Annotated in this window: 20 protein-coding genes; 14 read left to right on the top strand and 6 right to left on the bottom strand. The window is 43.7% G+C overall.

Translation table 11 applies throughout. From position 1 onward, the window contains the following. Positions 1-47: 47 nt before the first annotated feature. From LW728_RS05985 to LW728_RS05975, 3 genes are all read left to right on the top strand, one after another. On the top strand, positions 48-1,004 hold the full coding sequence (locus tag LW728_RS05985) for a cytochrome c oxidase subunit II (RefSeq protein WP_287670687.1): 957 nt from the start codon (positions 48-50) through the stop codon (positions 1,002-1,004). 38 nt (positions 1,005-1,042) lie between these two features. Then, positions 1,043-2,719: a cytochrome c oxidase subunit I gene (ctaD, locus tag LW728_RS05980; RefSeq protein ID WP_287670685.1), complete on the top strand. Its 1,677-nt coding sequence runs from the start codon at positions 1,043-1,045 to the stop codon at positions 2,717-2,719. 171 nt (positions 2,720-2,890) lie between these two features. Continuing rightward, positions 2,891-3,514, top strand: coding sequence for a cytochrome c oxidase subunit 3 (locus LW728_RS05975; protein WP_002738397.1), 624 nt, complete (start codon positions 2,891-2,893; stop codon positions 3,512-3,514). Positions 3,515-3,835: 321 nt separating this feature from the next. Here the strand turns inward: LW728_RS05975 and LW728_RS05970 are convergent, their stop codons facing one another. After that, complete coding sequence (locus LW728_RS05970; RefSeq protein WP_002758399.1) at positions 3,836-4,198, bottom strand: acyl carrier protein; 363 nt, start codon at positions 4,196-4,198, stop codon at positions 3,836-3,838. Then, the gene (locus LW728_RS05965; protein WP_287765683.1) at positions 4,176-5,975 is read right to left on the bottom strand and encodes an acyl-CoA dehydrogenase family protein; all 1,800 of its coding nucleotides are present in this window, start codon (positions 5,973-5,975) and stop codon (positions 4,176-4,178) included. Before LW728_RS05965 ends, LW728_RS05970 begins: the two co-directional genes overlap by 23 nt. Positions 5,976-6,402: 427 nt before the next feature. On the opposite strand from LW728_RS05965, the gene LW728_RS05960 reads away from it, so the two are divergent. The 4 genes from LW728_RS05960 (at position 6,403) to dnaG (ending at position 11,280) form a co-directional block, all read left to right on the top strand. Continuing rightward, on the top strand, positions 6,403-6,969 hold the full coding sequence (locus LW728_RS05960) for a photosystem I assembly protein Ycf4 (protein WP_287765680.1): 567 nt from the start codon (positions 6,403-6,405) through the stop codon (positions 6,967-6,969). A gap of 28 nt (positions 6,970-6,997) precedes the next feature. Continuing rightward, positions 6,998-7,735: a peptidylprolyl isomerase gene (locus LW728_RS05955; RefSeq protein ID WP_287765678.1), complete on the top strand. Its 738-nt coding sequence runs from the start codon at positions 6,998-7,000 to the stop codon at positions 7,733-7,735. 112 nt (positions 7,736-7,847) lie between these two features. Beyond that, entirely contained in the window at positions 7,848-8,987 is a 1,140-nt protein-coding gene (locus tag LW728_RS05950) for a beta-ketoacyl-ACP synthase (RefSeq protein ID WP_287765675.1), read from the top strand. A gap of 412 nt (positions 8,988-9,399) precedes the next feature. Further along, a complete protein-coding gene (gene dnaG, locus LW728_RS05945) occupies positions 9,400-11,280 on the top strand; it encodes a DNA primase (RefSeq protein WP_004163881.1) in 1,881 nt (626 codons plus the stop codon). 12 nt (positions 11,281-11,292) lie between these two features. Here the strand turns inward: dnaG and LW728_RS05940 are convergent, their stop codons facing one another. From LW728_RS05940 to LW728_RS05930, 3 genes are all read right to left on the bottom strand, one after another. After that, positions 11,293-12,531 (bottom strand): glycosyltransferase family protein, encoded by a 1,239-nt coding sequence (locus LW728_RS05940; RefSeq protein ID WP_287765673.1) that lies wholly within the window; start codon positions 12,529-12,531, stop codon positions 11,293-11,295. A 170-nt stretch (positions 12,532-12,701) separates the two neighbouring features. Further along, positions 12,702-13,862 carry a nucleotidyltransferase family protein gene (locus tag LW728_RS05935; RefSeq protein WP_004163883.1) on the bottom strand — a complete coding sequence of 387 codons (1,161 nt, stop codon included), beginning with the start codon at positions 13,860-13,862 and terminating at the stop codon, positions 12,702-12,704. A 221-nt stretch (positions 13,863-14,083) separates the two neighbouring features. After that, on the bottom strand, positions 14,084-14,383 hold the full coding sequence (locus LW728_RS05930; RefSeq protein ID WP_004163884.1) for a small RNA NsiR4-regulated ssr1528 family protein: 300 nt from the start codon (positions 14,381-14,383) through the stop codon (positions 14,084-14,086). Between the two features lie 20 nt (positions 14,384-14,403). On the opposite strand from LW728_RS05930, the gene LW728_RS05925 reads away from it, so the two are divergent. The 6 genes from LW728_RS05925 to shc all read left to right on the top strand — a co-directional run bounded on the left by LW728_RS05925 (position 14,404) and on the right by shc (position 20,188). Continuing rightward, a complete protein-coding gene (locus tag LW728_RS05925) occupies positions 14,404-14,892 on the top strand; it encodes a BlaI/MecI/CopY family transcriptional regulator (RefSeq protein ID WP_002777269.1) in 489 nt (162 codons plus the stop codon). Then, positions 14,892-15,740 (top strand): M56 family metallopeptidase, encoded by an 849-nt coding sequence (locus LW728_RS05920; protein ID WP_287670674.1) that lies wholly within the window; start codon positions 14,892-14,894, stop codon positions 15,738-15,740. Before LW728_RS05925 ends, LW728_RS05920 begins: the two co-directional genes overlap by 1 nt. A gap of 2 nt (positions 15,741-15,742) precedes the next feature. Continuing rightward, positions 15,743-16,210 (top strand): thioredoxin-dependent thiol peroxidase, encoded by a 468-nt coding sequence (gene bcp, locus LW728_RS05915; RefSeq protein ID WP_149985767.1) that lies wholly within the window; start codon positions 15,743-15,745, stop codon positions 16,208-16,210. A 157-nt stretch (positions 16,211-16,367) separates the two neighbouring features. Further along, on the top strand, positions 16,368-17,165 hold the full coding sequence (rpsB, locus tag LW728_RS05910; RefSeq protein ID WP_043997933.1) for a 30S ribosomal protein S2: 798 nt from the start codon (positions 16,368-16,370) through the stop codon (positions 17,163-17,165). Positions 17,166-17,281: 116 nt separating this feature from the next. After that, the gene (gene tsf / locus LW728_RS05905) at positions 17,282-18,037 is read left to right on the top strand and encodes a translation elongation factor Ts (RefSeq protein WP_002753383.1); all 756 of its coding nucleotides are present in this window, start codon (positions 17,282-17,284) and stop codon (positions 18,035-18,037) included. Positions 18,038-18,280: 243 nt separating this feature from the next. Further along, positions 18,281-20,188 carry a squalene--hopene cyclase gene (gene shc, locus LW728_RS05900; protein ID WP_287765671.1) on the top strand — a complete coding sequence of 636 codons (1,908 nt, stop codon included), beginning with the start codon at positions 18,281-18,283 and terminating at the stop codon, positions 20,186-20,188. A gap of 60 nt (positions 20,189-20,248) precedes the next feature. On the opposite strand, the gene LW728_RS05895 is transcribed toward shc, so the two are convergent. Then, positions 20,249-20,644 carry a helix-turn-helix domain-containing protein gene (locus LW728_RS05895; protein WP_287765669.1) on the bottom strand — a complete coding sequence of 132 codons (396 nt, stop codon included), beginning with the start codon at positions 20,642-20,644 and terminating at the stop codon, positions 20,249-20,251. A gap of 118 nt (positions 20,645-20,762) precedes the next feature. On the opposite strand from LW728_RS05895, the gene LW728_RS05890 reads away from it, so the two are divergent. Continuing rightward, positions 20,763-21,773 (top strand): glycosyltransferase, encoded by a 1,011-nt coding sequence (locus LW728_RS05890; RefSeq protein ID WP_287670669.1) that lies wholly within the window; start codon positions 20,763-20,765, stop codon positions 21,771-21,773. Positions 21,774-21,903: the final 130 nt, after the last annotated feature.

Raw genomic sequence — 21,903 nt, 5'->3', positions numbered from 1 at the left:
GTTTTAGCCTTGAATAAGTAGCCACTATTAAAAATATTGAAAAGACCGTGAAAATTCCCAGCAGTATCCTGACGCTCGTATTCGGGATCGCCTTGACCTTAATTAGTCTCTGGTATGGCCAAAATCATGGCTTAATGCCTGTGGCCGCTTCCGAAGATGCTCAGGAGATAGATAATATCTTTAATCTGATGATGACCCTCGCCACGGGACTATTTTTAATAGTTGAAGGCGTGATTATCTATATAGTGATTCGCTTTCGCCGTAAACCGGGGGATCAAACCGACGGGCCGGCAGTGGAGGGCAATGTCCCCCTAGAAATCTTCTGGACAGCCATCCCGACGGTAATCGTTTTTATCCTTGCCGTCTATAGCTTCGAGATTTATAACAATATCGGCGGTCTCGATCCCTTGATTTCCAAGGGTGGCAAAGGAGAAATCGCCCACCACGGTCATCACCACGGCACGATGATGGCCCTGGGCGGCGATCGCAGGGTAGCCCTAGGTATCGGCAATTCCTACGATGGTGAAGGAGTTCCCCCCCTAGTGGTCAATGTTAAAGGCATTCAATACGCTTGGATCTTCACCTATCCCGAAACTGGCATTGTTTCCGGAGAACTGCACGCTCCCGTCAATCGTCCCGTGCAACTGAATATGGAAGCGGGAGATGTGATCCATGCTTTCTGGGTTCCCCAATTGCGTCTAAAACAGGACGTTATCCCCGGACAGGAAACGGTGTTATCGTTCACATCCAACCAAATTGGTCAATATCCGATCATTTGTGCGGAACTTTGCGGGGCCTATCACGGCGGCATGAAATCTAGCTTTGTAGTTCACTCCCAAGCCGATTACGACCAATGGGTGCAGGATAACACGATCGCCGAAGTTGACAGCGATCGAACTGTAGCCATGACCACTAAAGATCGCTCTGATAGTCAATATTTGACCCCCTACACCGAAGAAATGGGCATCGACGCTGAAATCCTCGCCCAAGTTGCCCATCAGTAGCAAATGTAATTTTTCTTGTCATCTAAAATCTTGGTATTATGACAGCATCAACGGAAATAACCACCCCAGCAACCGTTCCCGAGGTGATCCATCACCGCAAGTGGACCGATTACTTTACTTTCTGCACCGATCATAAAGTCATCGGGATTCAATATCTGGTGACTGCCTTTCTTTTCTTCTTTATTGGCGGTGCTTTCGCGGAAGTGCTGCGGACAGAATTAGCCACTCCCGACCCCGATTTTGTCTCCCCGGAACTATATAACCAATTCATGACCATGCACGGAACGATCATGATCTTTCTTTGGATCGTTCCGGTTGGGGCAGGTTTTGCCAATTATCTCATTCCCCTGATGATTGGGGCGGAAGATATGGCTTTTCCTCGTCTTAACGCTGTGGCTTTCTGGCTTAATCCCCCCGGCGGGCTGCTATTATTATCCAGTTTCTTTGTCGGCGCACCCCAGTCCGGTTGGACTTCCTACCCACCTTTAAGCTTAATTAGCGGCAAATGGGGCGAAGAATTGTGGATTTTGAGCCTTTTATTGATCGGGACTTCTTCGATTTTAGGCTCGATTAATTTCATCACCACGATCCTGAAAATGCGGATTCCTGAGATGGATTTGTACAGTATGCCGCTATTTTGTTGGGCAATGCTGGCCACATCGACTCTGGTACTGCTTTCCACCCCCGTTCTCGCTTCTGCTCTCGTTCTCTTATCCTTTGATTTAATCGCTGGCACGAGCTTTTTTAACCCCGCCGGCGGCGGCGATCCGGTGGTTTATCAGCATATGTTCTGGTTTTACTCCCATCCTGCTGTTTATATCATGATTTTGCCCTTTTTCGGCACGATATCGGAGATATTACCAGTTCATGCGCGTAAACCGATTTTTGGTTATCGAGCGATCGCCTATTCCAGTCTCACCATCTGTTTCTTGGGTTTAATCGTTTGGGCCCACCATATGTTCACCAGCGGCACCCCCGGCTGGTTACGGATGTTTTTCATGGCGGCAACTATGTTAATCGCCGTTCCCACGGGCATTAAAATCTTTAGTTGGTGTGCCACTCTTTGGGGGGGTAAACTTAGTCTCAATACGTCTTTATTATTTGGGATCGGTTTCCTGTCTTCTTTCCTCATCGGTGGTTTGACCGGGATTATGTTGGCTTCTGTTCCCTTCGATATCCACGTCCACGATACCTATTTTGTCGTCGGTCACTTCCATTATGTACTATTTGGTGGTACGGCAATGGCCCTGTTTTCTGCCGTTTACCATTGGTTCCCGAAAATGACCGGACGGATGTATAACGAGACTCTCGGTCGTATCCACTTTGTTCTCAGTTTTATCGGTTTGAATTTAACTTTCATGCCGATGCACGAATTGGGATTATTGGGTATGAACCGTCGTATTGCTCTGTATGATGTGCAGTTTCAGGATTTAAATGTTCTTAGTACCGCAGGAGCTTATATTCTCGGTATATCGAGTATTCCCTTCGCTATTAATATGGTCTGGAGTGCCTTTAAAGGTCAACCCGCCGGCCGTAATCCTTGGCGCGCTTTAACCCTAGAATGGCAAACCTCCTCTCCCCCAATTATCGAGAATTTCGAGGAAATGCCGATTCTTTGGTCCGGCCCCTACGATTACGGTATTGATATGGAAGAATCAGAAGCAGCGGAATCAGTACAAGATCTCCTCGCTGAAGTGGGCGCAGAATCGCAATAATCAGTTATCAGTTATCAGTTATCAGTTATCAGTTATCAGTTATCAGTTATCAGTTATCAGTTCACTGATTGCTGTTTACCGAAAAAAAGCTTCCCACTTCCCACTTCCCACTTCCCACTGATCACTGAAAAAAAGCTTCCCGTCTCCCGTGTAAACTAAGGATATTCAATTATGCAAGGTTCAACGCTCGAAGATTCTCAACTCTCTGTCAATTATCATCAGGAAACGGTGGAACACGGACATCATGGCCACCCAGATCATCGCTTATTCGGTGTGGTTTTGTTTCTAGTGGCGGAAAGTTCCATCTTTTTAGGCTTATTTGCCGCTTTCTTGTTCTACCGTACCATGTTACCCGTTTGGCCCCCCGCCGGCACGCCCGAATTAGAATTAACCCTACCGACAATTAACACGATTATTCTGGTGTCCAGTAGTTTTGTTATGCACATAGGACAAAAGGCAATTAAACAAAACAATAATGCCGGTTTACAATTGTGGTTCGGCATTACTGCCCTGATGGGAATTATCTTCCTTTGTGGTCAAGGATACGAATATTATCACGCTGAATTCGGTCTGACAACTAATGTTTTCACCAGCGCTTTTTATGCCTTAACCGGATTCCACGGTCTCCACGTTACCTTCGGTTTAGTGCTGATTCTATCTGTCCTCTGGCGTTCTCGTCAAAAAGACCACTATTCTAGTCAATCTCACTTTGGTGTGGAAGCGGCAGAATTATACTGGCATTTCGTCGATGTGGTCTGGATTATCCTATTTTTACTGGTGTATATCTTACGCTAATTTTTGTTATTTAGTAGGAGAAAAGGGCGATCAAGTGATCGCCCTTTTTTATATATTTCAATTTATAAGTAGTCGTACAAAATAAATTTCCTAGTGGTGAGAGGGAACTCCAGAACTGCGGAACGGGCAACAGAAAAGAAATACAGCGATTGTTGCTTTACGGAGAAATGGGTAATTAATTTTGTTTAGGTACTTAGCAATTCCTATACTGGTGAGTAGAGAACAGAGCCAATTGATAACTAATATAGGTGGGTTACGGCGAATACTAGATAATTTTCCCTAGCATAAATTGTCGTCGCCTAACCCACCCTACACCTAAAATTAACGACGACCGAATAAACTCCAACCTTTGCCACCACTAACGGCTGGTTCAGCTTTTTCAGCGACGGGAGCAACTTCTGCGGGGGTTTCCTCACCGGAAAGATTAGAAAGATCGTAGTTTTCTACTAGGAAAAGAGACGCTTTTTCAATAGTAGAATGATCCCAGAAAAGGGTAGAAGGTAACTCTTGACCGACCCAATCTTCTAGATCACCCACCATCGTTACCGCATCGATCGAATCTAAACCATAACGGGTTAAAGGTTCAGTCACATTAATCGTTTTGGCATCTAAAGATAACTGATCGGCTAACTGTTTTACTAACCAATTTTGTACCAGATTATTAAGATTGGAGCTGGAGTTCATGGGTTTTTTCCTCGGTAGTTTGTGAATGGGCTAATTGAAAAGGGGCGATCGAAAAATGTTGATTTTCTCGATATAATTTCAGCAATTCTTGGGCAACATTTTCTACATACACCTCAGACAGAGTGTAAGGCAGCGGCCGGAGAGTTCGCAGTAATCGGTGTAAACTCAACACCAACCATTCCCCCCGGGCAAAAAATTCACCCAGGATGGAACGATTATAAAGCCAAGTGTGTAAACAAGCGGAAGCAGCGTGTAAGGTACAGTATTTCTTGGCAATCTCGAACAATTCGGGTGATTGGTCGTGACCATACTCGAATTTCGATTGACTAATCTGTTCATCGTGAGCATTTAGTTCCTCTAAAACTAAATTACCCAACATCAATAGATTTTCTAATACTTCCGGGTCCACCTCCTGAGAATCTTTCAATCCTTCCAGCATATCAAGGGCAATCTCTAAACCCTGTAGGGAATCATCGATTCCCCGGCCAAATAATTCTAAATTATTGGGTTCAAAGGGAGGAACTGACTTTTCTAGGCTAAAAATCGTCTCTAAACGGCTTTTTAACGCCGACATGGTGCGCGAGTTGCGTTTAGCCCGATATTTAGTTAAAGGACGCAATTGTAGGATTAAAGCATGAAGATTGACGATCGAACTGCCGTCAAACATACTGATAATCGAATTATCCCGCAGTAGCTTCTGGAAGATGCCGAATTCGTGTTCTTCTCGCATATAAAAACGCGATCCCAAGACCACATAAACACTATTAACCATCTCCTCCAGACGGACGGTGACAAAATATTTTACCACCGAAGCCCAGACGCTAAACTGTTCGGGGATAATATGAAAACCTCTCGCGGCCGGAATCGTCTCGCAATCACAAATAAGGATGTCAAGGAAAGCATCCACGAGAGTGCGCCGGGGTTGGGGCAAATCCATCACAGTTTTGTTATAAATTACCCGATTAACGGCAAAACCGAGGGTAGTTCTTAAAGCGGTATCGGCTGCCCCGTGGGAAAAAGCAGCGCACAACATTCGGGTAATCTGGAAACCTTTCAGGGCTAATTCTAAACCGTCTCCCTCCTCGCGTAAACGCATGGAATCGGGGACGAAACAATCCTTAAAACCAATGCCACTCATATCCGAGGCCCGCACACCATGGGTGTATATTTTCGGTAAATTATAGTATTTTTCGGGGTCTAATTGCCGTTTATCGACCATAAATAGGGTTAAACACTTTGGCCCGCCGTTAGCATCGGTTTTCGCCAAAATAAAGGAAACTCCAGAGATAGTCGCCCGGTTAATCGGCCATTTCTCCCCATTGAGAATATAACCTCCTTCCACCTTCGTCGCAGTTAGATCACCATTGATCAGATCGCTACCGTGTTCCTTTTCCGAGTAACCCAGACACATCGCCCCATAGTCATCCATGATAAAACGGGCGAGCTTCTGTTTCTGTTCTGGGGTTCCCGCCATCCAGTTTAAAAACGACCAGAATAGGGTAGTAAAAGCGATGCCGATAGTTTGATCCCGTCGGGAAAGTACCCGCACAAAAGCGACAAATTCCTCAAAAGAGGTAAATTCACCGCCGCAATCGGTGGGAATGTAGTAGTGTTGGAGTTTCCAGTCGTATAACCAGCGAATTTCCTCGTGGGGAAATTCTTCGCTCTCGTCAATTTCGATCACCCGCTTGTAGGATAGAGGGTTATCGGGATTGAGAGGATCGCCTAAGTCTTTTTCCAGTGCTTCAGCAGTCCAGTATTGCTTAAGCTTTTTCATAGTGCCTCTAGGACAGATACAATGTGTTTTTCGTCAATGCCTTCGGTTAGAAGACCCGACCATGCACAAAAATTAATGACCATTCTAGACGTTTGGCTGTAGAATAGCAACAATTCTTAATTTCCCCTTTACCTTAAATGTGCTAGAACCCACTTGGGGGGGCGCTAGACCGTCTTCTGCGGTATCTGGTGTGCCGTTACTGGGTACAAATTAAGGAAACCACGAATAAATCTAACGCATGATTGTTGCCGAGGAGAATTACGATTAGGGAATTTTCCCCTAAACTTCCCCCACTCACCTATAAGTAAGTATTATGATAAACATGGGTACATCCAGAAAAATCAACGGCTGTATCCCTGGGGCGGGGTTGGGGAAGTGGCGAGAAAAAAGCTGGTAAAATAACTCTAGGCAACCTTAAAAAGAATTCATGAAAGCGCAAACAACAAGTAAAGATAGCCTGATCCTACGGCAGGAAGTAGTGGGAGCGCGTCGCCCTAGTAACTATTTTTGGGCTGTAATCGTCTCTATTGGCGGTCTAGGGTTTCTCCTAGCCGGTCTTTCCAGTTATTTGAAGGTCAATCTACTTCTCGTTAGCGATACCAGTTCCTTACAATTTATTCCCCAAGGAGTCGCCCTCCTCTTTTATGGCACTGCGGGGACCCTTTTAGCCATCTATCTCTGGTTATCTCTCCTCTGGAATGTCGGAGGTGGTTACAACGAGTTTAACAAGGAAACCGGCAAAGTTAAAATCTTTCGTTGGGGCTACCCCGGCAAAAATCGTCGCATTGATCTCGATTGGCCCATGGAAGATGTGCAAGCTGTGCGGGCCGAAGTGCGAGAAGGACTCAACCCGAAACGGGAACTATTCCTGCGGATTAAACAGCGTCGCGATATCCCTTTAACTCGCGTCGGTGATCCTCTGTCCCTCTCGGAATTGGAAAATCAAGGAGCGGAACTCGCTCGTTTTCTGGAAATTCCTCTAGAGGGATTGTAGGCCTTTTTTCGCTCTTTTTGGCTATAAAATGATGAAGATAAGAAAATCTGGCTGGCTGTCTGTGGTTTGTGTTTTTTTAATCACAACGACGACACTTTTCGGCTGTTCTTCCCCAGAAGCTAACTCCACCCCCGATAATTCTAGTATCACCCAAACCTCTCAACCTGCCAGTTCGGGCAGTGTCAACATGGATAATTACAAACCCCGCTTAGATGGAACTGCCGTCGTCGAGATGATAATCAAAGGTAAACCGGTAACGATCGAAATTGATGGCAAGGCGGCCCCAATTACTGCCGGTAATTTTGTGGATCTGGTGGGGAGAGGTTTTTATAATGGTTTAACTTTCCATCGCGTGGTTACAGAACCGCAGCCTTTTGTCGCCCAAGGTGGTGATCCCCAAGGTCGCGGAACCGGTGGTTTTGTTGATCCAGAAACCAAGCAATCCCGTTATGTTCCCCTGGAAATTCTCCTCAAAGACGAAAAAGAGCCGATTTATGGGCAAGCAATCGGTCAACAGGCCACGGCCCGCACTCCTATCGTCGCTTTACCCCATAAACGCGGTGCGATCGCAATGGCCCGTTCTCAACAGCCTAATTCCGCTTCTTCTCAGTTTTATTTTGCTCTGTCGGATATCAATTTCCTTGATGGTGATTATGCCGTTTTTGGTTATGTAACTGAGGGAATGGAAGTGATCGATACGATCAAACAAGGGGATAAAATTGACTCGGCCAAAGTTATTTCTGGTGCAGAAAATCTGAAAAAATAGCGATCGGTTAGGGTGGGACCAGGCGACAATAATTTAATATTCGCCGTCCCCCCCCCAATCATTTAATATTCCGATAACTGATAACTGATACCTGATAACTGATAACTGATAAATGAATGTTGTGGTGACGGGAATTGGGTTGATCAGTTCTCTGGGAAATTTAAGTCAGAGTTGGCAAAGATTACTAGAGGGCAAAACTGGTATAACTAGACAACAACCCTTTTCTGATTTACCCGCTTTACCCTTGGGTTTAATCGGTCACAAACCGGCATTTTTAGAGGATTTAACCAAAATTGCCCTGATTGCTGCCCTCGAAGACGCGAAGTTAACCCCTCCCTTAAAGGATTGTGGTGTCACTATCGGTTCTAGTCGCGGTTGTCAGGGTTTATGGGAACGGATGGCAGCGACGGGAATAGTAGAAAACTGGTTAGACAGTTTACCCGATCGCGCCTCGGTATTGACCGCTAGATTGATAGAAACCGGCGCCCCAGTGTTAGCACCGATGGCGGCCTGTGCCACGGGCATCTGGTCGCTCGCCCAGGGTGTAGAATTAATTACTATGGGAGAATGCGATCGAGTTTTAGCCGGGGCGATCGAAACCCCGATCACTCCCTTAACTCTAGTGGGATTTGAACAGATGGGAGCTTTGGCGAAAACGGGCTGTTATCCTTTTGATAGAGCTAGGGAGGGCTTGGTTTTGGGGGAAGGTGGGGCGATTTTAGTCCTTGAATCGGAAGAACTGGCTTTAAGCAGAAATGCCCCCATCTACGGGCAAATTTTGGGCTATGGTTTTACCTGCGATGCCGATCATGTTAGCGCCCCGGCGGTGGATAATCGTAGTGCTACCAAAGCCATAGAACTATGTTTGCACAGAAGTCAATTAAGAAAAAATGAAATTAATTACATTCACGCCCACGGCACTAGCACGCGTTTAAACGATGAACGGGAGGCAAACCTGATCGCCAGCATTTTTGGCTCGCAAGTGGCTGTAAGCTCGACAAAAGGCGCAACAGGACACACTTTAGGGGCTTCGGGGGCATTAGGCGTGGCTTTTTGTTTAATGGCCCTGAAAAATCAGCTAATTCCCCCCTGTGTCGGTGTGCGCGAGTCGCCTTTTCAATTAAATTTAATTAGATCGGCTGTTAATTTTTCCCTGCACAATTGTCTCTGTCTTAGTTTCGGTTTCGGAGGACAAAATGCCGCCATCGCAGTGCGGAGATGGGGGAGAAGGAGTGGGAATTATGAATTATGAATTATGAATTATGAATTGGGGAGACGGGGAGACGGGGAGAATAAATATAGTCATTTCAGATAAGTCTGATACAGTAGACATCTTCAAAAATTATAACCCAGTCACAGCTTGCTTTTAGCCTATATACTAATTAAGTAGTTCGATGGCTGAAATGTATATCTATCGTTGTTAATTCAATTTCACTGAAAAAATATGAGGCAATTAAAATAATTTTTATTCGGGTAGATTCCTTAACTAGAAAGACTTTTGGTCTTGAGATAATATTAGGTCGAGGTCTAGTCTAGACCGACAAAATTCTTATGAACTCTGGGATTGATATTCTCAATCTTAATTGAAATGACTATAAAAGCAAATCTCCTGATAACTGATAACTGATAACTGATAACTGATAACTGATAACTGATAACTGATTATGGATACACCGAGACTACATCCGGATACGATCGAAGAAGTTAAACAAAGAATTGATATTGTGGATTTAATTTCCGAGAGAGTCGTTCTCAAAAAAAGGGGAAGGGAATACGTCGGTTTATGTCCTTTTCACGAGGAAAAATCCCCTAGTTTTACGGTTAGTCCTGCCAAACAAATGTATTACTGTTTTGGCTGTGGTGCGGGGGGAAACGGGATTAAATTTTTCATGGAAGTGGGAAAACAATCTTTTAGTGAGGTGGTTTTCGATCTTGCTAGAAGGTATCAAATCCCGATTAAAACTCTGGCAGTAGAACAGCGTCAGGAATTAGAACAGAAATTATCCCTCAAGGAACAATTATACGAAATAATGGCCGTGGCGGTGAGTTTTTATCAACACGCCCTTAGTCAACCTCAAGGGGAAAAAGCGTTAGATTATCTCAAGGTACAACGACAACTAACCCCAGAAACTATCGCTAATTTTCAACTGGGATATTCTCCCCAAGGTTGGGAAACTCTCTATCGTTATTTGGTGGAACAAAAGCGCTATCCTGTGGCTTTAGTGGAACAAGCAGGATTAATTAAAGCGCGTCAAAATGGTAGTGGTTATTACGATCAATTTCGCGATCGTTTAATGATTCCTATTTTTGATAGTCAAGGACGAGCGATCGCTTTTGGTAGTCGCACTTTAGGTAATGAACAACCAAAGTATCTAAATTCTCCCGATACTCCTCTATTTGAAAAGGGAAAAACTCTCTTTGCTCTCGATCGAGCTAAACAGGCAATTATTCAGCAAGATTTAGCGATAGTTGTCGAGGGTTATTTTGATGCGATCGCTCTCCATGCAGCCAGTATTAATAATGTGGTTGCCTGTTTAGGAACAGCTTTAAGTCAAGAGCAAATTAAGCTACTTTTGCGCTACAGTGAAAGTAAACAAATAATCTTTAATTTTGATGCCGATCAAGCGGGAATTAAAGCCACACAAAGGGCGATCGAGGAAATTAACTCCCTAGTTTATTCAGGACAAGTTAACCTAAAAATCCTCAATCTTCCCGAGGGTAAAGATGCCGATGAATTTCTTAAATCCCATACTGACGGGGTAAATAGTTATCGAGAATTAATCGAAAATTCTCCTTTTTGGATTGATTGGCAAATCTCGCAAATGTTGGTTAATAAAGATTTAAAACAGGGACTACATTTTCAACAAGTGTCTAGTAGTATGGTCAGTTTACTGCAAAAGTTAATCGACGGCAATCAACGCACTTTTTACCTAGATTATTGTGCTGAAATTTTGGCTCAAAAAGATGCCACTCGTTTGCCATATATTTTTAAAAATCTCTCGAAGCAAGTTAATAAACCTCTGGGAAAATCCCCAGCAATTAAAAGGAAAAATATCCTAGATAAATCCGAAAAAAACGGCTCAGAAAAAGCCGAATGGTTACTATTACTAATCTATCTCCATTCTCCCGAATATCGGAGGCTCATTTGTGAACTTTTGGATGAAAAAGATTTAATTTTTAATCTCCCTGATTATCGTTGGTTATGGCAAGTAATTCTAGAGTTAGAAACCCAAATTACTAACCAAAGAGATTTGATGTCAGCTTTACAGAATCATTTATTGATAATCACCGCAGACAAAAATCGTGATTTTAATTCTTTATTTCACTTAAATGAACATACGAGTCAGCAAATTTTGCAGCCAGAAGAACAGATAAAAAATGCTATTATAGCTCTGGAAAAAATTAGTTTAATGGAATATCGTCGTTACTGTCAAGAACAATTAATTAATGCTCTCGACAGCAATCAACGGGAATTTTATCAGCAGGAATTCTATCAAACTGTTAATAAATTAATCGCAATTGATCCTCACTACCAACAAGCTTAATTCTCTGATTGATTAGAAACTAGACAGTTGTTCGGCAATAATAGATACTAACTTATCCACTGCTCCTGCTTGCCCACGCACTGCCCGCAATTTTTGCCGGATAGCCTCTAATTGTTCGGGATTTTCTAACCAAGATATAGCCAGATTTGCCACTTCTTCTGGTTGTAATTCCCCCAATAATTCCGGAACAATTTCTGCACCGGCCCAAATATTTGGCCAGGCATATAAACGCTTTTTCCGCAACATATAGAGATTAATTATCTTAGCAAATAAAGACCCCACCCCCGGCAGTTGGGCTAATAAACCGGGTAAACCGTCCCAAGTCCGCATCGCGTCTAGTTGCTGAGTCGGTAGTAAAATAATCATCGGGATTGCCAGCGCTCCTAATTCGGCAGTATTAGCACCCACCGTCGTTAAAGCTAAATGACAGCGAGAAAGCTGGTTATGGGCGGGAAAATCGGTAATTAGGTCAACTTTTACCCCCTTAGCTGTTTCTAGATAGGGTTTTTCACCGTTTTTTAATTTGGCAGCACTCCAACCGGTTTTAGTGATCATCGGATTATAGCTAGGATCGGCAAATTTCGCCAAATAAGCTAAATTTAGGGTAGGAGCGACGGGAATTAAGAATTTAGTCCGGGGATCCTGCGCGTGTATCTTTTCGGCAATAGCTAGGGTTAGGGGTACACCCTGGGCTAATTTCGAGGGTTTGGAACCCGGGAGGAGTGCAATTAAGGTAGCATCATCCGGGGTGATAGCAGTGGGCAAATCTACCATTAAATCGCCGATAACAGTAAATTTATGCTGATATTGTTGGGGAACATTATTTAATACACTTGTATTCATCACGGCGAAGCGATCGATCCCCCGATACCAACGCGCTTCCCATTCCCCATAGATAATCGTGCGATAACCCAAACGTTTACCGATGGTGAGGGCAAAAAATTGATCGCCCCCTAAAAATAAAACGATGCCCTTGGAGTGCCAATCCCAATTATCGGCGGTTTTTCGCCAGAAAAGAAAATTAAAGAAGTTTTCTGGCGACTGGACTCGATCTACCTCTGGATATTTCCTAACTACTTCCGTTTCCGCCCCCATAGAATGAGTACAAGGGGAAAGAATCACCGAAATCCGCAACAGCGATCGATCTTCTGTTAAGTTTTGTCGCAATCTCTTGACAACTGGACGCACCCATGTAGATATTTCTCCAGGACCATTGGAGAGAATGAGAAGATCAACAGGAGAATCAAACATGATATGTGGTGAGGTAGGAAGTTTTCGTTTTGGGGAGACAGTATTCAGGAGTCAGGAGATAGGAGATGTGCTTTTATTTATTCTCCCCGTCTCCCCAATTCATAATTCATCATTCATCATTCATCATTCCCCACAACGCACAGGAAGTGGTTTCCCTGTTGCGGTGTTGCCTAGTTGCCATGGAATAAAGAACGAATCGCCTGATGTTTAGGGTGATCAAATTCTGGGGGAACCTTGCGGGTATCAGTAATCAACCAATCCAAGGCAGCCGCTTCCACATCGATCGCGGCGCCAGTTTTATCAACACAATAGCGCCCAAAGACCAACTTATCCACCAAACGCGCCCCTGAACCGAGGCGAGAATATTCAAAAATAACGCTATTATCCACCGTCGCGCCGCCACAAATCCAACAATTCGGGCCAATCATACTCGGACCGACAATTTTCGCCCCGTCTTCAATGCGCGTCATTGCCCCGATATACACAGGTCCGGTGATATCGACTTTATCCCAGTTTACCCCCACATTTAAGCCCGTGTAGATGCCCGGTTTGACTTCGATGCCGGGGATAGCAACATTTTTAATTTTCCTGGATAACACCCCGCGAATTGCCTGCCAGTAGTCGGGAACTTTACCGATATCCACCCATTCAAAATCCATGTTTAAAGCGTAGAAAGGCGCACCTTTAGCGACTAATTCGGGGAATAACTCGCCCCCGATGTCGTATTTACTATTAGGGGGAATAAAATCAATGATTTCTGGCTCAAAAATATAGATACCCGTGTTAATGCAGGTACTTAAAGCTTCATCGATGGCCGGTTTTTCTTGGAAACTGAGAATCCTTCCTTCCTCGTCGCTAACTACTACCCCATAACTGGATACTTCCTCTCTGGGGACGGTTTTGGTGACAATAGTGGCGAGCGCTCCCTTTTCTCGATGCCATTTAACGGCTGCGGTTAAATCGAGATCGATCAGCGCATCACCACAGAGAACCACAAAAGTATCGTCAAAAAAGGGATTAAAATCTTGAATTCGTCGTAAACCGCCCGCCGATCCCAGGGCATCACCGATTAACTCCCCCTCTTCGATTCTACCCTCGAAAGAATAGCCGATATGCACCCCAAAACGCTGACCATCGCGGAAATAACTCTCAATTTCTTCGGCTAAATGACTGACATTGACCATGATCTGATCAAAGCCATGCTGTCGCAACAGTTCCAACAAAAACTCCATCACCGGCTTTTGTAAAATCGGGATCAGGGGTTTGGGAATCGTATGGGTAATCGGACGGACACGAGTTCCTTTGCCTGCCGCCAAAATCATGGCTTTCATCGATGTTTATTTCCTTTTGCGATCGAGGTCTGAAGTTAAATCATGCCTAGTGTATCATTACTGGCTCGGAATCAGTGGTTATCGATCCTCTTGACCATTAGATAAACCTAGACTCCCTGCCTAGCGTTTTTCAGTCTGCTGAGGTACAAAAGTTATGGGTTTTAGGCAAAAGGCAAGAGGCAAAAGTCAAAAGGGAAGAAAAATATGTGTACCTCACTAGCTTAGGAAACGCTATAGTAAAAAGCGATTTCTTTCTCCTTGAGAGGGGCAAAATCGGCGGCTAACAACAGCTGATTTAATTCCTCTTGGGGGATATGTTTGGCCCCGATGCGGACAATTCGCGATCTCATCGTGTTAGAAACCCCGCTTCTTTGTCGTCCTGCTTCCAAACCCATTACCCGGTGATAAAGTTCCAATTTTGCCTGGGGAATTGGGGAACCATCAAAATCAATGCCATTAGCGATCGCCACATCAATGGCATCAGCGCCCGTAGTTGTGGTTAAATTAGTTTCGGTGGACATAAAGACAATATAAAGGATCGTTGCTATTTTATCAGGCGATCGATATCCGCCGCTATGATCAGGAAAGTAATCTTCATTTCTGTGTGACTATGGCTCAATTGCCGACCTATCAACCAAAACAGTTATCCCTTGGCCCCCTAGAAGCGGAAATTCTCAATATTGTCTGGGAATTGGAACCCGTTAGCGTTAAGGATGTCCACGATCGCATTTTAGCGGATCCAGAACGGGATCTGGCCTATACTTCTGTGACTACGGTACTGCGTCGTTTGACTAATAAAGGCTGGTTAAGTTGTTATAAACAGGGTCGGATTTTCTACTGGAAACCGATGGTTTCTAAGGAACAAGCACAGGCAATTAAAGCCTACGAACAATTACATCGTTTTTTGGCTATTGGTAATGCGGATGTGGTGGCTTCTTTTGCCGATAGTCTCGATACTGCTAGTGTCGAACAATTAAAAGCGATCGCCTCTCGTTTAGATACCCTGCGTCAACAACGGAGAGAACGCTAATGCACGGTTCAATGTTATTACTAGCATTAACTATCGCCATTGGTTTACGTTGGTTTCTGCCCAGCTATCAGCGTCGTTGGCAGATAACTCTATTTTTCTTTCTCTTTCCGCCTTTGCTGCTGTTAATGACAGTTATATCGGTGGTTTGTATGGGCTATCGCGGGCAAATGCTAGGCTATAACTCCAGTTTAATTAGTTACTTTAGTGCCATAATTTGGCTAGTTTTTGCTCTATTTTGTTTGATAAAACTCTCCTATCAAACTTGGCGAACCCATCGGGATTTTAGCAGTTATCCCCTCAAAAAAATCACCGCTCAGAAAGCGAGAGTTTTAGCAGTGGATTTTCCCTACAGTGCCAGAGTTGGCTTTTGGAAGTCGGAATTAATTGTGACGCAAGGATTATTAAATCTCTTAGATCAAGAACATTTACAAGCAGTTTTAGCCCACGAACAAGCTCACCAAGAATATCATGACACTTTCTGGTTTTTCTGGTTAGGTTGGTTGCGATCGATGTCTTCTTGGCTGCCCAATAGCGAGAATTTATGGTCAGAATTGGTCTTCTTACGGGAATTACGCGCCGATAAGTACGCTTCTGGACAAGTGGATTATTTACTATTAGCTGAATCGCTGCTTTTAGTGGCAGAAAAAGTTAATCAAGTAGCGGAAATAAACTTCTCCGATAGTTGCTGTGTCGCTCTCAATGATCATTCTTTAAATAATCGTTTATTAGAGAGAATCGATGCTTTAGTCGAGTCAGAAAACCCCGAACTTCCCAGATTTAACTATCAAGTCTGGCTATTGCTTTCCCTCTCCCTCGCTCCTTTCTTACTCTTGCCTTTACACTCCTAAAAATGACCCTAGAAGTTGGACAAAAAGCCCCCGAATTTGCCACCCCAAACCAAAGAGGCGAAATTAGTAAATTAGCAGATTTTGCCGGTCAATGGTTGGTCTTATATTTTTATCCCAAAGATAACACTCCGGGCTGCAGCACAGAAGCGATCGATTTTACCGCTTTGTCACCGCAATTTCAGCAATTAAATGCGGTAATTCTGGGAGTTAGTCCCGATTCAGAGAAGTCCCACTGTCGTTTTATTGAAAAACACAATTTAACTATTCAATTATTGAGCGATCCCGATCATCAACTGGCGGAAATTTATCAAGTCTGGGGATTAAAAAAATTTATGGGCAAGGAATATATGGGGATTAAACGATCCACTTTCCTGATCGACCCCCGGGGAAATATTGCCTATATTTGGTCAAATGTCAAGGTAAAAGCCCATGCAGAAGCGGTTTTGAAAAAACTTGAGGAATTGCAGTAGCAAGCCCTCAGTACCCAATATTTACGGGTAGGCAATTGCGCCCTTTCGTGTTAGACTAGAAAAGTTGTCAAAAATCGCACATCTAGGCGATCGGGTGTTTCTAGGAATCTAGAAATCCAGCCCTAGATGGAGGATAAACCCGAATAAGGAGAAAAATATGCCCGTTGTCTCTCTCGCAGAATTGCTAGAGTCTGGGGTTCACTTCGGCCATCAAACGCGCCGTTGGAACCCGAAAATGTCTCAGTACATCTACACTGCCCGAAATGGGGTTCATATCATTGATTTGGTGCAAACTGCCCAATTAATCGAAGAAGCTTACGAATTTGTCCGAGGAGAAGCCGATAGCGGTAAACGCTTTTTATTCATCGGTACGAAACGGCAAGCGGCAGCAATCATTAAACAGGAAGCTTTACGCAGCGGTAGCCACTTCGTTAACCAACGCTGGTTAGGGGGAATGTTAACCAACTGGGAAACCATTCGCGGCCGGGTAGAAAGACTCAAAGAATTAGAAGAATTAGAAAATAGCGGCGCCCTCGATAAACGACCGAAAAAAGAAGCATCGGTACTGCGTCGGGAATTAGGCAAACTAGAAAAATACCTCGGTGGCATTAAAACCATGCGCCGGCTGCCGGATTTAGTCGTCGTAGTCGATCAGCGTCGGGAATACAACGCTATCCAAGAATGCCAAAAATTGGGCATTCCCATCATCTCCCTCTTGGATACTAACTGCGATCCTGACTTGGTAGATGTGCCGATTCCCGCCAACGATGACGCAATTCGCTCAGTCAAACTGATTTTAGGCAAAATTAGCGATGCGATCATCGAAGGTCGTCGCGGTGGTCAAGCAGCGGTGGAAGAATACGAGGAAGACTACGATAATGAAACCGAGTACGAGGAAGAAGGTGATTATTCCCAATACGCCGCCGAATTTGCCAGTGGAGACGACGATAACTAGGGAAAATTAGCCATTGATCGCAGCTAGGTTCGGGGGGAAACTTTCCGAGCCTATCGAGCGGTCAAACCTGCCCCTCTCGTGGCATGATCAATTATAAGCAGTAGGTTAGGAATTTTATGGCGGAAATTACAGCACAACAGGTTAAAGAACTTAGGGAAAAGACCGGCGCCGGCATGATGGATTGTAAGAGGGCGCTGACGGAAAACGCGGGGGATATAACTAAAGCGATCGAATGGTTGCGTCAAAAAGGGATTACTTCCGCCGAGAAAAAAGCCAGTCGGGTAGCGGCAGAAGGGATGATCGGCAGTTACATCCACACCGGCAGCCGCATCGGTGTTTTAGTGGAAGTGAACTGCGAAACCGATTTTGTTGCCCGTCGCGAGGAGTTCAAAAAATTGGTTAATGACGTGGCCATGCAGATTGCCGCTTGTCCTAACGTCGAATATGTAAAAGTGGCCGATATTCCCGCCGAAATTGCCGCCAAAGAAAAAGAAATTGAGATGGGACGGGACGATTTAGCCAATAAACCCGATAATATCAAAGAAAAAATCGTGGCCGGCCGCATTGAAAAACGTTTGAAAGAACTTTCTCTGCTCGATCAACCCTTTATCCGCGATCAGAACATCAGTATTGACGAATTGCTTAAACAAGCGATCGCCGCTTTGGGAGAAAATATTCAGGTGCGTCGTTTCCAACGCTTTGTACTAGGTGAAGGGATCGAAAAAGAAGAAACGGATTTCGCCGCCGAAGTAGCCGCCCAAATGGGACAAAAAGCCCCGGAACCCGTGGCAGCAGCCCCGCAAGTGGAGGAAAAAGCCCCGGAACCGGCAGCGAAGGATAATCCGCCCGCTAAAGGCAAAAAGAAAAAGTAAGTTAAATGAAGATCAATCTGGTGGGGGTGCGAGTTTCGTACCCTTTTTGTCTTCAGGGGGGTGGGGGTACTTGATCAGTTATCAGTAATCAGTCAAAAGAAAAAAGAAATTGGCAACCAAAGCAAATTCCTTGACTGGATTCCTTGGGAACAAAAGCCTATCTTTTACCTACTTATTAAAAACTTTGTAAATAAGATTATCTTATTTGCACTGGTGGTCCCTAGAGGTTGTCGAACGGAAAAAATGCAGATTCAGGACAAAATCACCGAAATAGCCGCTAAAACAGCGAAAGCGATCGAACTTTCTCAAAATTATTTACTTTCTACCCAATACTCTGACGGTTACTGGTGGGCAGAATTAGAATCTAATGTCACCATCACCTCAGAAGCAATTTTACTGCACAAAATCTGGAAAACTGACAAAAATCGCCCCCTAGACAAAGCAGCCACCTATCTGCGTCAGCAACAGTGTCCTAACGGCGCTTGGGAGTTATTTTATGGGGATGGTGGCGATCTTAGCACCACTGTGGAAGCCTACATGGGGCTGCGACTATTGGGAATTCCCGTTAATGATCCTGCTTTAGAAAAAGCTAGAGAATTTATCTTAGCTAAAGGTGGCATCAGTAAAACCCGCATTTTCACCAAAATGCACCTCGCTTTGATTGGTTGTTATGATTGGCAGGGGGTTCCCTCTATCCCCGCTTGGATCATGCTACTGCCGGAAAATTTCCCTTTTACTATCTATGAAATGTCCAGTTGGGCGCGGGGAAGTACGGTTCCTTTATTAATTGTTTTTGACAAAAAACCCGTGTATAAAATGGGTTTTAATCTCGATGAACTCTATACAGAAGGGGTGAATAATGTCAAGTATGAGTTACCAAAAAATAACGATTGGTCAGATGTTTTCCTCTGGTTAGATGGGCTGTTTAAATGGGCAGAAAAAACTAATTTAGTTCCCTTCCGGCAAGAAAGTCTGAAAGCGGCGGAAAAATGGGTAATTGAACGACAGGAAGACACGGGCGATTGGGGGGGAATTATCCCGGCGATGTTAAATTCCCTATTAGCTTTAAAAGCCCTAGGTTATGATGTTGACGATCCGATTGTTGCCCGCGGTTTAAAAGCGGTGGATAATTTTGCTATTCAGACGGATAATACCTATTGTGTACAGCCCTGTGTGTCGCCGGTTTGGGACACGGCTTGGGTAATTCGATCGCTAATTGAATCCGGTCTAAATCCCGCTCATCCAGCTATGATTAAAGCGGGACAATGGTTAATCGATCAACAAATTCTTGATTATGGCGATTGGGCGATTAAAAATAAAATCGGAACCCCCGGCGGTTGGGCTTTTGAATTTGACAATCGCTGGTATCCCGATTTAGACGATTCGGCAGTGGTGGTGATGGCTTTAGAGTTAATTAAAATGCCCGATGAAAATATTAAAAAAGCTGTGATGAAACGGGCAGTTAATTGGATGGCTACTATGCAGTGTAAAGCTGGTGGTTGGGGAGCTTTTGACATCGATAACGATCAAAACTGGCTTAATTCTTTGCCATATTCCGATCTAAAAGCAATGATCGATCCTAATACGGCTGATGTTACTGCCAGAGTTCTAGAAATGTTAGGCACTTGTGATGTTAAAATGGAGGAAATTCGAGTTAAAAAAGCTTTGGATTATCTGGAAAAAGAACAGGAAGCTGATGGTAGTTGGTTTGGTCGTTGGGGTGTAAATTATATTTATGGAACCAGTGGGGCGTTATCTGCTTTGGCTTTTCTGGAACCGAATAAATATCGCCAGCAATTGCAAAAAGGAGCCAATTGGTTAAGCAGTTGTCAAAATGTTGATGGTGGTTGGGGTGAAACCTGTTTTAGTTACAATAACCCTAAATTTAAAGGACAGGGAAATAGTACCGCTTCCCAAACTGCTTGGGCATTAATCGGTTTATTAGCCATCGGGAAAGTCACCGGTAATTATCAGCGAGAAGTAATCGAAAAGGGCGTTAACTATCTTCTTGTTACCCAAAAAGAAAATGGTACATGGGATGAAGATTACTTCACCGGTACAGGTTTTCCCTGTCATTTTTACCTGAAATATCATTTCTATCAGCAGTATTTTCCTTTACTGGCTTTGGGGCGTTATCGGGCTTTGATTTAGTCTGTTAACCTATGCGTTAAGACAGGAAATAAGCTTAACTGTCTAACGCATTTTTTGTGACTAACTAGGAAAAAATAAATCAGGAGATATATTTAAAAAATTGGCTAATTTTTGAATGTAGACAGGAGTTAACTCTTGTTGCCCATCAAGAATGTCATCCAGGGTTGACTTGCTTTCAAAAATAGATAGCAAATCTTGCTTTTGTAGGTTTCTTTCCTCTAATATGAATTTCAACAATTCAAGTCCATAAATATCAGGTATTGGCTCTTGATTTTCCTCATACTCATAAATTAAAGCCCCTAAAACATTTAGATATTCCCTTTCTTCTGCCGTTAATTGGGGTTTGTCTAACAGGCGATTAATAACCTGCTGCATCATTTCTAAGTCTTCCTCATTGTCAATAGGACGAGGAGGGTATTGCTTTAATAATTCTAAGTATTTATCAGTGGCAAACATAATTTAATAATATCTATGGTTGATCGACTATTGCCTTTAGATACCTCACACCTTAATAATTAAGTATAGAATAGCCAAGTCTCCAGACTACCGCTTAACCAAAACTTCTATTATCTTGATGAGAAACCTCTATTTTCTTTTGCCCGGTACTACTTCTCCTTTTGGTGGGGGTGGACTGTGGGCAGAAATGAAAACCGTCAATTTGGCTAGTCAAATTTGTACCGCCCAGATTGTGACTTATCGTCAAAAAGAGTTAAATTATCCTTTTTTAGAGGATATACTCGCGAAAATAAGCTCGGATGACAGTATTTTTGTGGTTAGCTGGGGTTTTGATGTTCCTAAATTGGTGCAAAGATTGCGATCGCATAATATCATCTATCATGCCCATAGTACAGGTTACGGCTTCCGTTTACCCTCCCAAATACCAATTATCACCGTTAGCCGTAATACTATGGGGTATTGGGGAGAAAAAGCTCCTAATGCTTTAATTTACTATCTTCCTAATCAAATTGGCTCAGAATTTCTCAATTTAGGCTTAGAAAGGGATATCGATGTCCTAGTACAGGGGCGCAAATCCTCAAAGTATCTTCTCAATCGTCTAGTTCCCGCCCTCCGTCCCCACTGTCGCGTTAAGGTTTTAGATAGCTATGTGGAGGATTTAGTGGGATTATTCAATCGCAGTCGGGTTTATCTCTACGATTCGGCTGAATATTGGGTTGTAAACGGTTTAACGGAGGGTTTTGGCTTACCGCCCCTGGAAGCTTTAGCCTGTGGTTGTACGGTATTTTCTAGCGTCAATAGCGCTCTAGCCGATTATCTCGATCCCGGTTTCAATTGTCAAAAAATTGGGGCTTATTCCACTCAATACGATCTGGAACGTATTCTTAATTATGCCCGTAATTTTCCCGTTAATTCTTTACCGGCTAATTTTCTCGATGATTATCATCCCGAAAAATTACTACCACGTTTTGAAACAATTTTAAGAGAAATTAATGATTTCTTTGATATTAAAAAACGATATCTGGCTGATATAGAAGGTTTAGAACCCCTGCGACTTAAAAAATTATGGATGCAGAGTTCTCTGGCTAAACTTAAGAAAAAACTGTTTAAGCAAAGGCATCAACTTTAAGAGTTGACAGAGAAAGACTGATCAGCTATTCAGTTATCAGTGATCAGTGATCAGTGAACAGGGATATCGGGAGAAAAAAGCTGATGGCTGACTCCCCAAAAGGAAAACTTTCTACTTCACCATTAAGATA

It is taken from the genome of Microcystis sp. 49638_E5, from assembly GCF_021300285.1.
In the GTDB taxonomy this organism is placed as follows: Bacteria; Cyanobacteriota; Cyanobacteriia; order Cyanobacteriales; family Microcystaceae; genus Microcystis; species Microcystis aeruginosa_C.
This window is presented reverse-complemented; position numbering and strand designations above follow the sequence as displayed.